General features: G+C 55.9%; 14 protein-coding genes. 12 read left to right on the top strand and 2 right to left on the bottom strand.

Annotated elements, in window-relative coordinates:
* The first annotated feature begins 214 nt into the window (after nt 1–214).
* Nucleotides 215–850: a helix-turn-helix domain-containing protein gene (locus tag AB1Z34_RS00155; RefSeq protein WP_367157715.1), complete on the top strand. Its 636-nt coding sequence runs from the start codon at nt 215–217 to the stop codon at nt 848–850.
* Between the two features lie 379 nt (nt 851–1,229).
* Complete coding sequence (locus AB1Z34_RS00150; RefSeq protein WP_367157714.1) at nt 1,230–1,397, top strand: hypothetical protein; 168 nt, start codon at nt 1,230–1,232, stop codon at nt 1,395–1,397.
* Nucleotides 1,398–2,276: 879 nt separating this feature from the next.
* Here the strand turns inward: AB1Z34_RS00150 and AB1Z34_RS00145 are convergent.
* On the bottom strand, nt 2,277–2,522 hold the full coding sequence (locus AB1Z34_RS00145; RefSeq protein ID WP_367157713.1) for a hypothetical protein: 246 nt from the start codon (nt 2,520–2,522) through the stop codon (nt 2,277–2,279).
* Nucleotides 2,523–2,802: 280 nt separating this feature from the next.
* On the opposite strand from AB1Z34_RS00145, the gene AB1Z34_RS00140 reads away from it, so the two are divergent.
* Together AB1Z34_RS00140 and AB1Z34_RS00135 are read left to right on the top strand one after the other, a co-directional pair.
* The gene (locus tag AB1Z34_RS00140; RefSeq protein WP_016422245.1) at nt 2,803–3,237 is read left to right on the top strand and encodes a pyridoxamine 5'-phosphate oxidase family protein; all 435 of its coding nucleotides are present in this window, start codon (nt 2,803–2,805) and stop codon (nt 3,235–3,237) included.
* Nucleotides 3,238–3,413: 176 nt separating this feature from the next.
* Nucleotides 3,414–4,010, top strand: coding sequence for a TetR/AcrR family transcriptional regulator (locus tag AB1Z34_RS00135; protein ID WP_224784081.1), 597 nt, complete (start codon nt 3,414–3,416; stop codon nt 4,008–4,010).
* A 51-nt stretch (nt 4,011–4,061) separates the two neighbouring features.
* On the opposite strand, the gene nadE is transcribed toward AB1Z34_RS00135, so the two are convergent.
* A complete protein-coding gene (gene nadE, locus AB1Z34_RS00130; RefSeq protein WP_016422247.1) occupies nt 4,062–4,913 on the bottom strand; it encodes an ammonia-dependent NAD(+) synthetase in 852 nt (283 codons plus the stop codon).
* A 137-nt stretch (nt 4,914–5,050) separates the two neighbouring features.
* Between nadE and AB1Z34_RS00125 the strand changes: the two genes are divergently transcribed.
* From AB1Z34_RS00125 to nrdF, 8 genes are all read left to right on the top strand, one after another.
* Complete coding sequence (locus AB1Z34_RS00125) at nt 5,051–6,433, top strand: sugar porter family MFS transporter (RefSeq protein ID WP_042388477.1); 1,383 nt, start codon at nt 5,051–5,053, stop codon at nt 6,431–6,433.
* A 251-nt stretch (nt 6,434–6,684) separates the two neighbouring features.
* The gene (gene ykgO / locus AB1Z34_RS00120) at nt 6,685–6,807 is read left to right on the top strand and encodes a type B 50S ribosomal protein L36 (RefSeq protein WP_005511141.1); all 123 of its coding nucleotides are present in this window, start codon (nt 6,685–6,687) and stop codon (nt 6,805–6,807) included.
* A 753-nt stretch (nt 6,808–7,560) separates the two neighbouring features.
* The gene (gene nrdH / locus AB1Z34_RS00115) at nt 7,561–7,785 is read left to right on the top strand and encodes a glutaredoxin-like protein NrdH (protein WP_005511161.1); all 225 of its coding nucleotides are present in this window, start codon (nt 7,561–7,563) and stop codon (nt 7,783–7,785) included.
* Between the two features lie 85 nt (nt 7,786–7,870).
* Complete coding sequence (gene nrdI / locus AB1Z34_RS00110; RefSeq protein WP_016422249.1) at nt 7,871–8,293, top strand: class Ib ribonucleoside-diphosphate reductase assembly flavoprotein NrdI; 423 nt, start codon at nt 7,871–7,873, stop codon at nt 8,291–8,293.
* A gap of 173 nt (nt 8,294–8,466) precedes the next feature.
* The gene (gene nrdE, locus AB1Z34_RS00105) at nt 8,467–10,611 is read left to right on the top strand and encodes a class 1b ribonucleoside-diphosphate reductase subunit alpha (RefSeq protein WP_172620253.1); all 2,145 of its coding nucleotides are present in this window, start codon (nt 8,467–8,469) and stop codon (nt 10,609–10,611) included.
* A 235-nt stretch (nt 10,612–10,846) separates the two neighbouring features.
* The gene (gene deoD / locus AB1Z34_RS00100) at nt 10,847–11,572 is read left to right on the top strand and encodes a purine-nucleoside phosphorylase (RefSeq protein WP_016422251.1); all 726 of its coding nucleotides are present in this window, start codon (nt 10,847–10,849) and stop codon (nt 11,570–11,572) included.
* 50 nt (nt 11,573–11,622) lie between these two features.
* Complete coding sequence (locus AB1Z34_RS00095) at nt 11,623–13,068, top strand: MFS transporter (RefSeq protein WP_016422252.1); 1,446 nt, start codon at nt 11,623–11,625, stop codon at nt 13,066–13,068.
* Between the two features lie 337 nt (nt 13,069–13,405).
* The gene (gene nrdF, locus AB1Z34_RS00090) at nt 13,406–14,422 is read left to right on the top strand and encodes a class 1b ribonucleoside-diphosphate reductase subunit beta (protein ID WP_016422253.1); all 1,017 of its coding nucleotides are present in this window, start codon (nt 13,406–13,408) and stop codon (nt 14,420–14,422) included.
* The last annotated feature ends 86 nt before the right edge of the window (nt 14,423–14,508 follow it).

The raw sequence follows: 14,508 nt of genomic DNA, 5'->3' as shown, positions 1-14,508 counted from the left end.
TAGGCATAGGCGCTAGGGCTGTGCCTGACCGTGGGGATCCAGGCCCAGGGGGTGACCCCCTCCCCAGTCTGACCTGCCGGCCGGAGGGCATTGCTGCGCTGGTTATGTACGGGTTTGGTTGTTTCCGCACTTTTCCGGTGAGTGGCAGCAGATAGCAGTGTGAGACGGTTCAACACCACGCGAAAACGTTTGCGAAGTGAACTAGTATGAAAACATGATGGTTCACACCACAAACACACCTGAACAACAGGCCATTGAAACCAGACTCACCACAGCACTAACCACTATTGCGCGCCTGGCAGAAAACCTTAATGACTTAATCGGCGGTCATGGCCGTGTCGCTAGGTTCGGGGAAATCAGGCGGCGTAATCCACGCTCAACACCACCGTGCAATCTGTCTTGGCTGCAGTTGTCGATAGAGCTGCAGGACCTACTCAAGTGCGGCGTGCTGCAGGCGCGCGCTGACGGCGCTACAGGCGTTCCACGCGATCGCAGCGGTGAAGCACTTGCTTGGTGGCTAGCAGGCCACAGCAACCAACTAGCAGCCCTACAGTGGGTTACCTCGGCCCCGTGGTGGTCCCTGCGCTCGGGCAGCAACGGGGTTAGTTGGCTCGATGAAGTAGAGCTGTATGCCGATACCCTGCAGAACGCTATCAACCCACCCGAAAAGCACCCACCAGCAGGCAGCACGCTAGAGGTCGCAACCTGGTGTGATGTGTCTGCTACCTCGGTCCGCAATTGGCGGCGCGCTGGAAAACTACAAGGATTCTGGAACGGCAAAAAGTGGACCTACAGAACCAGTGACGTGCTGAGGGTGAAAGAAGAAATGGCGGCGCGCCAGGCGGGGTAGTCGGTGTTGGATAAGCCGGGCGTGCTGCAGTCTGCACCCGGTGTGCGGTCATCTTAACCGTGCAGGCCCCCGGGAAATCTTAGGGCGGTGGCTCGCCCGCGACTCTCTCGGCTCCTGGTGCTGGCTTGTCTCTCTCTCCTTGTGTTTTGTAGTGCTAATTAATGCGGTGGGGAGGTAGCCCTGGCGGTGCCCACGGCGCTAAAGGGCACTGCGTTGTTGCGGTACCTCCCCCGGCGGCTAGCGGTGGTGAACGGGCCCAAAAACAGGGGTCGGGTCGCTGCTAATCGGTGGCGGTTGCTGCAGGTGGCGGGCTGTTTTAAGGGTGTGGGTTGCCGTAAACTATCGGTGTCAAAACGTAAAGGGCATGTGAGGTGTTTGCATGAAGTTAGAAGCTGGTAAGTGGCAACTGCAGTTTGATGAGCTCACGGCGCTGATCCGGTCGCTGGAAGCAATGGAGCCTAAGCCTGCGAAAGAGATTGTGGCGGCGTATGCGCAGCGGGCGCGTGCGATTGAGGAGCTGGAGCGTTCCCCGTTTGGCAGGCGGTAGGTGGCTGGAGTGAATTTCACACCGGTGTGAAATTTGGGCGGCCCTGGCAGGTGTTCAGTTTTGAACCCGTGAAGCTGTGAATGTTAAGGATTTTAAAACTTTCAAGATTCGGCGCTGGTGACGGTGGCCCAATTGCCTGCTATTTAAAAGTTGTAAATATCTCGATGTGTTCCCGTGAACCTTGGTCATAATCCATAATTCTGGATTTTGAATTACAGGGTTACGCGGTGAGTGCGTGCCCTTTATTGGTTTCCTGGCAACCATGGCCGTAATGACCGCGGTTGCGCATGTGCTCGGAAGTGAGCGCCTGCACGGCCAATAATGACCGGGGTGGAAAATCCCAATTTGGGAATTGCGCGGTGTTGGTAATAGCTCCTGGGGTGTCGTGATTCGCTACCCCGTTGTGTCTTGGATGGATTGCCCGGATTCGGGCATAGGTTCACCCGTGCTACTGACTTATGCAAGGGGTCAATTTGACCCCTTGGTAACTCGGAAGAACTTCCGCGTGTTGGAGGATTCTCCATTATCCGCGCATAGTTTCCGTGCTGGCATTGCCGTGGGGTGGTGGTTCACCACCTTATAGCTCCCGTGTCTTGGGCTTATCGCGCGTTATTAACGCCAGAGTTAACACTTCATGTGTGGGGCTGCAGTATCGGTAGATTTACCGGAATAGCTTCCGTGCGTGTGTAGGGCTTAAGTTGGAATCACGACCTAAAACCCCTGTTCACAAACGCGTTCTAAGGCGTTGAACGACGGCAGCACGTACCCTAACACCCCTTAATCGCTTACAGGGCGTTCTACAGCACCGGCCCAACCAGCGATTATGTAAAAATCTCGTGATTCTTACACTTAGCGGGCTCGGGCCGGCCGCTTAATTCTCTAGTCGTTGTTGGTATCGCCCGGCGCGGCTTGGTGCGCGTCACGGGCGGCTTCAAGAGCCATTTGAACTTCCTTGTGTGTGTCACGGCCTGCGATACGGCTAAGCGTGTCGGTGAGGGTGTTCACGTGTTCAATGGTGAGCGGTACGCCCTCCTGGAGTTCCTCGGCTAGTGGGAGCTCGGGGCAGACGATACTCACGGTGAGTTCCTGCAGTTCTCGGAGCGCGTGGGCGGTGTAGCTGGACATAATTGTGTTGATCCTTTCTAGTTGGTTCGGCGGCTGTTTTTGGAAAATGTGGCACAAATCTGGCACGCCCGAACGGTTAATTTTTTCCGTAAGCCGTCTACCTGCGTAAAGGCTGCTAGTTTGTGAAGCCCCGTTAGCTCCACCAGTATGAAATCCCTCGGTCGTTATGACCGGGGGTTTTCTTGTATCTGCCCTGGGGTAGTGTGCTCGCCGTTTACCTCAATGATTGGTAATCCGTATGGCTGTAGCAACTTTGTCTGAACGGTGGAATACTGGGGGTATGGCACACAACGACTCCGTTATTCAGAAACTGTCCACCGAAGAATCCCTTGAGCTGCTGGCTACGCAGACTTTTGGGCGACTGGTTGTTCGTCGTAAAGACGATATGGACCTTTTCCCGCTGAACTACGTCGTTCATGAGGGGAGCATTTACTTCCGCACTGCCGAGGGGTCGAAGCTCTTTACTGTTTCTCTGAACCACGATGTTCTTTTTGAGGCCGACTTTGTTGACAAGGATGCTCAGAAGGCCTGGTCGGTCATCGTTAAGGGGGACGCAGAGGTTCTCACCTCCCGCGCGGATATTAACGCTGCAGATGAGCTGCCGCTGAAGCCCTGGCTGCCGACGTTGAAGTACAACTACGTGCGCATTACCCCGAACGATGTTTCGGGTCGCCATTTCCACCTCGGTGAGGAGCCGAATCGCTACGAAGTGTAGCCGCGGCATATGGCGCTTTTGCTTGACGACGGTGGGGTCCGTCGTGAAGCAAAGCTTGTAGCGTGCAAAGGCAGCTTTTAGCGACTGAGCACCGCCGTTAGCTGTTTTTTTAAAATTGTTGGGTTAAATTACCCAAAAGCGCCCTAAGTGAGATTCAACCCGTTACAGTCGCAAATGTGACGTGCACCATAGAATCGACCGATGGGGTGCCAGCGCAGCCCGATGTGCGCAGGCAGTCTCCACGTATGCAGAAGATCGTAGATGAAGCGCGCGCGATGCTGCGCGAATCGGGCTGGAGTGCTATCAGCATGCGCCGCCTAGCGGCGCGGCTCGATGTGAAGGCGCCATCGCTGTACAAGCACATCAGCGGTAAAGAAGAGCTCCTTCAGCTGTTGCTGACCGAGAGCCTCGAGAATCTGGGCAAGCGTATTCATGCTGCCATTGATGAGGAATGCACTTCGGCGTCTCTGCTGCAGGCGTACCGCCAGGCAGTTCTCGACGATCCGCATGGTTACCGGCTGATGAGTCGCACTAATTTCGTGAATGTCGTCTCGCCTTCGTCGTTGGATGCCTGGATTCGCGATGCATTCATTAAGGTTGCCGGCGATGAGCCTAAGGGATTGGCTATGTGGGCGTTCGCCCACGGTTTGGTGACCGCCGAGCTCGTCCAGGATGGTTCACCTGCGCTGGAACCCAGCGCTGAAGCCGGTGCGGCAGACAGCTTGGCCGCAGTTGGGGCTATTTGGGACGCTGGCGCGGAGGCCTTCTCTTAAGGGGTTTGCTGCTCTGTCCGGGACGCTAGATCGGTGGCCCGGGGCAGTAGCCTAGCGCCACCAGGAATCGGCCGGTCCGGGCGGGACGGCTCGCTTGTGCCGGGAAATGGAGTAGAGGTGCTCGATTCGCGCGGCATCCTCATCTGAGACAGCCTTGCCTTCGAGGTAGTCGTCGATGGCGGTATAGGTCACCCCGAGCGCAACTTCGTCGGGAAGCGCAGGGCGGTCTTCTTCCAGGTCGGCCGTCGGCACCTTCTCCCACGTACTGGCTGGTGCGCCGAGGTGACGGAGTAAGGCCGCGCCCTGGCGCTTGCTCAGCCCCTGCAGCGGGACGAGGTCGCAGGCGCCGTCGCCGTGCTTGGTGTAGAAGCCGGTGACCGCCTCCGCGGCGTGATCTGTGCCGATGACCAAAGCGCCGTCAACACCCGCCACTGCGTACTGGGCAATCATTCGCATGCGGGCCTTAATATTTCCCTTGTTGAAATCGCTGATAGCGCTGCCGGCCAGGGCATCGGTGACCTGGGTGGTTATCGCGGCGGTGGCCGGTGCGATATCGATAGTTAGCCTTTGGTCAGGCTGAATGAATTGCAGTGCCACCTGTGCGTCGTCCTCATCGGCCTGGACGCCGTGGGGGAGGCGAATGGCAATGAAAGTGGCATCCTCACCGCCGTCGCGAAGCTTTTCGACGGCCAACTGCGCTAGACGCCCGGCCAGCGTGGAGTCTTGGCCGCCAGAAATTCCGAGCACGAATCCCTTGGCGTGCGCGGTGCGGAAATAATCGCAGAGAAAATCGACTCGGCGGCTGATTTCCTCGGCGGCATTGATGGTGGGCTGGACGTGGAGGTCGTTAATAATCTCCGACTGGAGGGGATGCGGGAAATCCTGTGTGCCTACTGGGGTCATGAGCCTCACTCTACCGCTAGTTCCGGACGGGAAAAGGGATGATTTTCCTGCCAGAAGAGTGCCAAAACTCTCATCTTTATCGAGTAAGTGCTGTTCGGATAGGGGGTCTTTGCCTGGACGGTGGCAAGATTTCCAGCGTGAGTACAACCGAACAGAATAAGACTGGACCGAACCGGGAAACCACCACATCTCGGTCGATAGCCGTGGCTATCATCGCCGCTCTGGGCGGCCTCCTCTTTGGTTACGACACCGGTGTCATCTCGGGCGCGCTGCTGTATATCCAGCGCTCTTTTGAGCTGACTCCAGGACAGGAGTCCACTGTCACCGCCATGCTCTTGGTCGGTGCGGCTATCGGTGCGTTCCTGGGCGGTCGCGTAGCGGACTCCCTGGGGCGCCGTGGCACCATCCTGCTCGGAGCGGTCGGCTTCATCATCGGCAGTATCTGGTGCGCTTTCGCTGCTAGTGCGTTTTCGCTGGGTGCTGCGCGTACTTTGCTCGGCGTCTGTATCGGTGGTGTTTCCATCGTCGTACCGATGTACATCTCCGAAATGGCACCACCGCATGTGCGTGGACGCCTGGTCAGCCTGAACTCGCTGATGATCGTGATTGGTCAGCTGGTGGCGTTCCTCACCAACTCCGCCCTAGCCTCCTCCGGTAACTGGCGACTCATGCTTGGATTCGGCGCTGTCCCCGGCATCGTGCTGCTCATCGGCATGCTGGTTCTGCCGGACACACCGGCCTACCTCGTCCGTCGAGGACAGGAGGGCAAGGCGCTGGCCGTGCTGCGTCAGATGCAGGGAGATGAGGCGACCTTGGCTGAGGTTGCCGTTGGTGAGGCGTCGTCAAGCGCCGATCAGCGTGCAGCAGAGCGTCTGGCTGTGAAAACCCCGTGGGTGCGACGCACCGTCATCATTGCGATGCTGATTGGCGTGACGCAGCAGGTCACGGGTGCGAACGCGATTATGTATTTCGCGCCGACGATGATGAACAAGGTTGGCTTGTCGACGGAAAGCTCTGTCTACACCTCCATCATCATCGGTATCGCCTCGGTGATCTCGTGTGCAATCGGTATGAGCATTATTGACCGCGTTGGTCGCCGGCGAATGCTGATTATCGGTTTGGTGGGCTGTGCAAGCTCGCTGCTCGTGCTGGCGCCCGTCTATGGCCTGTCGAGTAACTCTTCGACGGGTGCCATGATGTCGCTTCTGCTGATGACTGTATTTATCGTATTTCAGCAGGCGGCTGTGTCGGTGGCGACCTGGCTCCTGATTTCCGAGATTGTCCCGACAGAAGCCCGTGGCCTGGGTATGGGGCTGGCAGGGCTCGCGCTCTGGGTTGCGAACTGGTTTGTGGCGCAGGCATTTCTCCCGATGGTGGATGCTGTCGGTGGTGCGTGGTCATTCTTCTTCTTTGCCATCACGGGTGCGATTGCGCTGGTATTCACCATCAAGGCGGTGCCGGAGACTTCTGGCAAGACACTTGCCGAGGTCCGCGAGTACATGATTGCCGCTGCCAAATAGAGAAGCGGAGGCAGTTGCAACGTGGGGAGTTGCAATCTTGGGGTTGACCGTCAAAGGACATGTTTCCCCCGGATTTTTGGAGTTATTCCGCTTATTAGGTAGTATGGCAACTCGTGTCGTAACGCATACTCTTTGATATTTCTTCGGATTATCAGGAAGGGTGCGTTGCCAGGCAGTCACTGGGGTGATTGTCCGGGGAGAGTGCAGTGTGCACATTCCCGTTTCGGAGCCGAGTAGAAAGGAGCGCCCGAATGAAGGTCCGCAAGTCCCTTCGGTCGCTGAAGAACAAGCCGGGCGCTCAGGTCGTGCGCCGTCGTGGCAAGGTCTACGTGATCAACAAGAAGGAGCCGCGCTTCAAGGCCCGCCAGGGCTAAGCCTTATTTAGGCTAGCGCGAAGCAAATAGCTTCCTCATTTATTGCCAAAACCGCAATCTGAAGTCGCAGTTTTACTGTGGCTAAAGGTTGCGGTTTTTGGTTTTTAGGGAGGGGAGGTTCAGGCGGTTACTGCGTTTATGGCTGGCGGCGGTGGGGCCATGGAAGTTACTGACTACGTTTATGACAGAAATGGCTCGAAAAATGGCTTGAAAGTGTCATAAACTTACACAGTTTCACATGTGCAGCCCGTGTTCACATGTGCAGCCCGTGATTTTTTGAGATCGCTGCTGAGTCCGAAGTTGGGCAGGGGAGGGACAGGGAAGGGGAGGGGCGGTGCGGCGCCTGGTATTGGTGTGATTGGCCTCGAGCCGTCTTGCAGTAATTGGTTTAACCAAAATGCGCCGATAGTTGTTTTTCTACGATTTTCTAGAATTTTTAGCGTGAAATTACAAGGTTGTGGTGCGTCTGTGTACAACATCTTGTGCGCCAGAGATCTCCGAACAGGGAATACCATGGTTGTGAGTACTACATCTAGTATGACTAGAGTTTTCTAGGCACCAAGTGTAGTGTTTTCGATGTCGAGCCAAGGATAGCTAAAAGGATCTGTCGGCCACCCGTACTCGGTTTCTCATGGACCTCCGGGAGCTTTCAGTCATTCAATCAATCCGCTGATTCCTCGGCCGCTTCCGTTGTTTGTACGAAGTCGATCCGATTCATTGGTCTTACTCAAAGCCAGAAAGTTTGTGAGAGTCATGGTTACCGTTTACAGCAAGCCTGCATGTGTCCAGTGCCGCGCTACCACTCGCGCCCTCGATAAGGCTGGAATTGCCTACGATATCGTCGACATCACCATGGATGATGAGGCTCGGGATTACGTCATGGCTCTCGGTCATCTCCAGGCGCCGGTCGTTGACACTGGCACTGAGACCTGGTCGGGTTTCCGCCCGGACCGCATCAAGGCTCTCCAGGCAGCTTAAGAATCACACACCTCCCCGCAGATTTCGTTGACCACCCGGGAAACGAAGATTGCGGGGGTTTTGCGATGTAAAGGGTGAAGCTCTCATGCTGGTGGTGTATTTCTCCTCGGCGACGGGGAATACACACAAGTTTGTTGAAAAGCTAGATATCAAAAATGCCCGCATTCCCATCCGTCGTAATGAGCCGGAGCTTATCGTCGATGAGCCCTACGTCCTCATTTGCCCGACTTATGGTGGCGGCGCTTCCATCAGCGGCGGTAACTCAAGGCCAGTTCCTCCGCAGGTCATCAAATTTCTTAATAATGAGCACAACCGCTCTTTCATCCGAGGTGTGATTGCTGCCGGCAATCTCAACTTCGGTGAGGACTTCTGTAAAGCAGGGGATGTCATCTCCTACAAGTGCAAGGTTCCATATTTATATCGCTTCGAGCTGATGGGAACCGACCATGATGTGCAGCGAGTCAGAGAAGGGCTAGAGGAGTTCTTCCACGGTAGAGCCAGCGCTTAAGTTGGCTAGCCTCAGTGTCGAGGGAAGGGGCACTGAGACAACCGAATGGGTGCGCTCGCGGAAGCCGTCGTAAAGCGGTGCGCGAGGAAAATAGCTAGATTGGATTGCTCTGGGCAGTGATTGAACAGACCCTGCGCAGGCAAATGAATATTAAAGGAGTCAACGTGTCGGAAATGGGCAAGCAGGTCGCGGAGCCGGTGGGCGAGGACAAGCTGGATTACCACGCGCTCAATGCGCTGCTGAATCTGTACGGTGAAGACGGCAAGATTCAGTTCGATAAGGACCGCATGGCTGCGCGACAGTTCTTCTTGCAGCATGTCAATCAGAACACTGTGTTCTTCCATAACTTGCGGGAGAAGCTCGATTACCTGGTAGAGAACCATTACTACGAGGCTGAGGTTCTGGAGAAGTACGAATTTGAGGACGTCAAGGCGCTGTTCAAGCAGGCCTACGCCCACAAGTTCCGTTTTCAGACTTTCCTGGGTGCTTACAAGTACTACACCTCGTACACGCTGAAGACTTTCGACGGCAAGCGTTACTTGGAGCGCTACGAAGACCGTGTGTGCATGGTTGCTCTTACGCTTGCCGACGGCGACTTGGGGCTCGCGCAGCACCTGGTTGATGAGATCATCGCCGGACGCTTCCAGCCTGCTACTCCTACATTCCTCAACTCCGGTAAGGCCCAGCGCGGCGAGCCGGTGAGCTGCTTCCTGCTGCGTATCGAGGACAACATGGAGTCCATTGGCCGCGCCATCAACTCCTCGCTGCAGCTGTCCAAGCGCGGCGGTGGTGTGGCGCTGCTGCTGAGCAACCTGCGTGAACAGGGCGCTCCGATTAAGCACATCGAGAATCAGTCTTCCGGTGTCATCCCGGTTATGAAGCTGCTGGAGGACTCCTTCTCCTACGCTAACCAGCTGGGTGCTCGCCAGGGAGCAGGCGCTGTCTACCTGCACGCGCACCACCCGGACATCATGCGCTTCCTGGATACCAAGCGTGAGAACGCGGACGAGAAGATTCGCATCAAGTCGCTGTCGCTCGGCGTTGTCATTCCGGACATCACGTTCGAGCTGGCCAAGCGTAACGACGACATGTACCTCTTCAGCCCGTACGATGTCGAGCGTGTCTACGGTAAGCCGTTCGCGGACATTAGCATCACCGAGAATTACGCGGATATGGTCGAGGACCCGCGTATTCGTAAGCAGAAGATCAACGCGCGTCAGTTCTTCCAGACCATCGCTGAGATTCAGTTTGAGTCCGGCTACCCGTACATCATGTTCGAGGACACGGTTAACCGCGCGAACCCGATTGAGGGCCGCATTAACATGTCGAACCTCTGCTCGGAGATTCTGCAGGTCAACACCCCGTCGACCTACAATGCGGACCTGTCCTACGAGCACGTGGGTGAGGACATTTCCTGTAACCTCGGTTCGCTGAATATTGCGATGACCATGGACTCGCCGGACTTTGGTCGCACTGTCGAGACTGCCATCCGTGGCCTGACTGCGGTCAGTGAGCAGACTTCTATTGACTCGGTGCCATCGATTCGCAAGGGCAACGACGGATCTCACGCCATCGGCCTGGGGCAGATGAACCTGCACGGCTACCTTGGCCGCGAGAAGATTATGTACGGCTCGGAAGAGGGCCTGGACTTCACCAACGCCTACTTCGCAGCAGTGCTCTACGCAGTCCTGCGCGCATCCAACAAGATTGCTCGCGAGCGCGGTCAGAAGTTCGTCAACTTTGAGAACTCTGACTACGCCAGCGGCAAGTACTTCGATAACTTCGATCCGGCAGAGTTCCAGCCGAAGACTCAGCACGTCAAGGAGATCTTCGAGAACTCCACCGCGCACATTCCGGACGCTGAGGACTGGGCGCAACTGAAGGCCGACGTCATGGAGTACGGCCTGTTCAACCGTAACCTGCAGGCAGTGCCGCCGACCGGTTCGATTTCCTACATCAACAACTCGACCTCGTCGATTCACCCGATTGCATCTCAGATTGAGATTCGCAAGGAGGGCAAGATCGGTCGCGTATACTATCCGGCTCCGCACTTGGACAATGACAACCGTGAGTACTTCCAGGACGCCTACGAAATCGGCTACGAGAAGATCATTGACACTTACGCGGTCGCTACCAAGTATGTTGACCAGGGACTGTCGCTGACCTTGTTCTTCAAGGACACGGTGAGCACTCGTGACCTCAACCGTGCGCAGATTTACGCATGGCGCAAGGGTATTAAGACTCTGTACTACATCCGCCTGCGTCAGGTTGCGCTGGAGGGTACTGAGGTCGAGGGTTGCGTATCCTGCATGCTTTAAGCAAGCGTGCTTGAGGGCTAGGCATCTAGTGCTTCAGTTGTAGCGCATTGAAGGCGCGAGAATTTCCCGGAGTTTTGCCGGGAGATTCTCGCGCCTTTTTCGTCACTCCACCCAATTGGGAACAAATGTAAATATCACTATTGACGGTTGTAATCCAGGTAATTAACCTGGGCAGTGGTACACCAATGTTCGCATAATTTTCACCCACGGCTAGTGGGGGAAGGGGCTGGAAGCCATGTCCGATACCACTGGTAAGAGCACTCCACACATCAACCCAAAGGGTGCGCCGATTGCAGAAACCATTTTGTTGCCAGGTGACCCGCTGCGTGCCAAGTTCATTGCGGAGACCTATTTGGACGATGTCGTTCAGTTCAACAAAGTTCGCAACATGTTGGGCTTTACCGGCACCTACCAGGGGCAGGAAGTGTCCGTCATGGGATCCGGTATGGGCATTCCGTCTATCTCGCTGTACTCCTGGGAACTTATCCATGTTTTCGGCTGCAAGAAGCTGATTCGCGTCGGTTCCTGCGGCGCGTTGCAGCCGGAGCTGGACCTGTATGACGTGGTTATCGGCCAGACGGCATCGACGGACTCCAATTTTCTATCGCAGTACAACTTGCCGGGAACGTTCGCCCCGTCCGCATCTTTCCGTCTGATTGAAGATGTTCGCGATCGTGCCCGCGAGCAGGGCATCACTACACACGTCGGCAACATCTTGTCCAGCGATATTTTCTACAACTTCCAGGATGATGTGAACGACCGTTGGGCACGCATGGGTGTGCTGGCGGTGGAGATGGAATCTGCTGGCCTTTATGCCACCGCCGCCGAGGCCGGTGTGGAGGCCATGGGAATCTTCACTGTGTCGGACAACATCGTCACCGGTGGAAAGACCACTCCGGAAGAACGTGAGAAGGCCTTCACGACGATGATGGAGCTGGCATTGCCGCTGGCTCGACTCTAGTGTCCTGGTCCGCAATCAATTGGCTTGAAGTGTGAAATAGGTACAGTGCGATGAGCAATCCCGCCAGCAATACCAGCTTGAACGTGAATCCCCGTGAAAGCGCAGCGTCCAAGGCTGCCGCGCCAAACCCTAAGGCCGCAGTCCCGGTCTTGCTGTTTTCCTTTGTATTCTGTTTGGTCTTGGACAATGGCTTTAAGTTCATGACCAAGCCGATTGCGGAATCTCTGGACCTCAGTGTCTCCACGGCCAGTCTGCAGGCGACACTCGCCGGTATCTTGATTGGCATTGGAGCGGTGGTGTACGCCGCATTGGCGGACAGCATCAGTATCCGCAAATTGATGATTGTCGGTATCGGCTTCGTCGCCGTGGGCTCTCTACTGGGTTATTTCTTCCAGGGAGTATGGCCAATCGTGCTTACTGCCCGCATTATTCAAACTGCCGGCCTGGCGGCGGCTGAGACACTCTACGTCATCTATGTCACCAAGTACCTAAGCCCAGAAGATCAGAAAACCTACCTCGGCTTTTCCACCGCGGCCTTCCAAGCCGCGCTGCTGATTGGAACGTTGACCTCGGGAATCGTGGCTACCTACATTTCCTGGCCGGCTATGTTCCTGATTTCGCTCATTCTGATAGTTGCCATTCCGTTCCTGATCAAGACAGTTCCGGAGGAGCAGCAGCAGAAGAGTCACCTGGATATCTTTGGCCTGTTCCTCATCGCGGTCATCGCCACTGCGGTGATGCTGTTCATGCAGCAGTTCCAATGGTGGTGGCTGGTTGCCGCTGCGCTGGGCGTCGCGCTCTTTGTCTGGCACATCCGGACACATGACAACGCCGTGGTCAGCCCGTCGTTCTTTACCAATGCTCGCTACGTTTGCGCGCTGATTGTTGTGCTCGTGGTTTACATGGTCCAGTTGGGGTATTCGGCCATTCTGTTGCCGTATATGGTCGACGAGCTCTATGGCATCAACCTCGACGGTGCTGCCTATATCCTCGCGCCGGGCTACCTCTGCGCTGTCATCGTCGGTGTAATGTCTGGCAAGGTTGCCAAGTTCCTGCCCTCGAAGCAGGCCATTGTCGCGGCTATCAGCATCATCATCGTGGCGTTGCTCATCCCCGCAGTGCTGCCGGGGGCCGGTGTTGCCACGGTTATCGTCTCCATGATTCTGTTCCCATCAGGGTTCGCGCTCATGTATGCGCCGTTGGTCGCGACCGCACTGCAGAACATTCCTGCCGCCAAGTCCGGTGTTGCAATCGGTTTCTACAATCTGACGATCAACATTGCCGTACCGGTTGGCATCGCGTTAACGGCCATGCTTGTTGATTCTCGACCGGCCTTCTTCAGCACCCTCTCCATCGCGCAGTCTGAAGCAGAAGGGGTCTCCGCTACCATCGCTTGGTTGCTCGCGCTCATGGCTGTCGTAGGTTTGCTGGTGTACGTCATCTCCGACCGCATCATCAACGACACGGCGGAAAACCGAGAGAAGGTTCACGCCTAGGTTCGCGCAACATCTTGCGCTTGGTGCTTGACGACGGACATTGCGTCGTCAAGCACCTTGTTCTTTGTGTGACGTGGGGTTAGGGGAGGGGCACCGGGAACAAGACTCGGCAAGTGGGGCGATTTCTTCTAGGCCGCGTGCTTAATAATGCGGGTGTGGGTAAGCTGCTAAGGGTAGTGGCTCCTTTCATCGGGAGCCTGACGTTTTGTAGTGGGACAAGGCTGGAATAGCCACCGCTGCAGTCGCTGTTTGAACTCGTAAAGAGTGAAGGACGTTCCTTATATATAAGGTGTGTTCGAAAAACGGCAATATCAATGAAAAAGGGAGAGGTTTCCACGTGAGTTTCGATGATTGCCCACCCTCGACTCCGGCCCACCGTGAGAAGAATCCAGAGTCGCGTGCATGCCCAGTTGCGGCTATTGACTGGAACACGATTCCTGATGACAAGGATCTCGAGGTTTGGGATCGTCTGACCGGTAACTTCTGGTTGCCGGAAAAGGTGCCGCTGTCGAATGACATCAAGAGCTGGAATACGCTCAACGCACTGGAGCAGCGCACCACGATGCGCGTGTTCACTGGTCTGACCATGCTGGACACCATCCAGGGCACGGTAGGTGCAGTATCACTCATTCCAGATGCGCTGACTCCGCACGAGGAAGCTGTGTACACCAATATCGCCTTCATGGAATCGGTGCACGCAAAGAGCTACTCGTCGATTTTCCAGACGCTGGCGTCGACTCCTGAGATTCAGGATGCGTTCCGTTGGGGCGAGGAGAATGAGTACCTGCAGAAGAAGGCCAAGATTATCCTCGACTACTACGAGGGCGATAATCCGCAGAAGAAGAAGGTTGCTTCCACTTTGCTGGAGTCCTTCCTGTTCTACTCGGGCTTCTACCTGCCGATGTACTGGTCCAGCCACGCCAAGCTGACCAACACCGCGGACATTATTCGCCTAATCATTCGTGATGAGGCAGTTCACGGTTACTACATCGGTTACAAGTACCAGCGCAACCTGGAGCGTCTGACCCAGGCCGAACGTGACGAGCTGAAGGATTACACCTTCGACCTCATGTTTGATCTCTACGACAACGAGATTCAGTACACCGAAGAGATGTACGACGAACTCGGTTGGACCGAGGATGTCAAGCGTTTCTTGCGTTACAACGGCAACAAGGCTCTGAACAACTTGGGCTATGAGGGTATGTTCCCGGCCGACGAGACTCGCGTTTCGCCGTCGATCCTGTCGGCCCTGTCGCCGAATGCTGACGAAAACCACGACTTCTTCTCGGGTTCCGGCTCTTCCTACGTCATGGGTAAGGCTGAAGTAACCGAGGATGAGGACTGGGACTTCTAAAAGCACAGGTGTAGGGAACATTCCGCATCGAGCCTCACTCTGGTGACAGCACACACACGGGGGTAGTAGTCCTAGCCTCGACGGTT

It is taken from the genome of Corynebacterium sp. 045007 (assembly GCF_040743205.1).
Lineage (GTDB): Bacteria > Actinomycetota > Actinomycetes > Mycobacteriales > Mycobacteriaceae > Corynebacterium > Corynebacterium jeikeium_D.
Note: the sequence above shows the minus strand (reverse complement) of the source record. Positions and strands in the feature narration are given on the sequence as shown.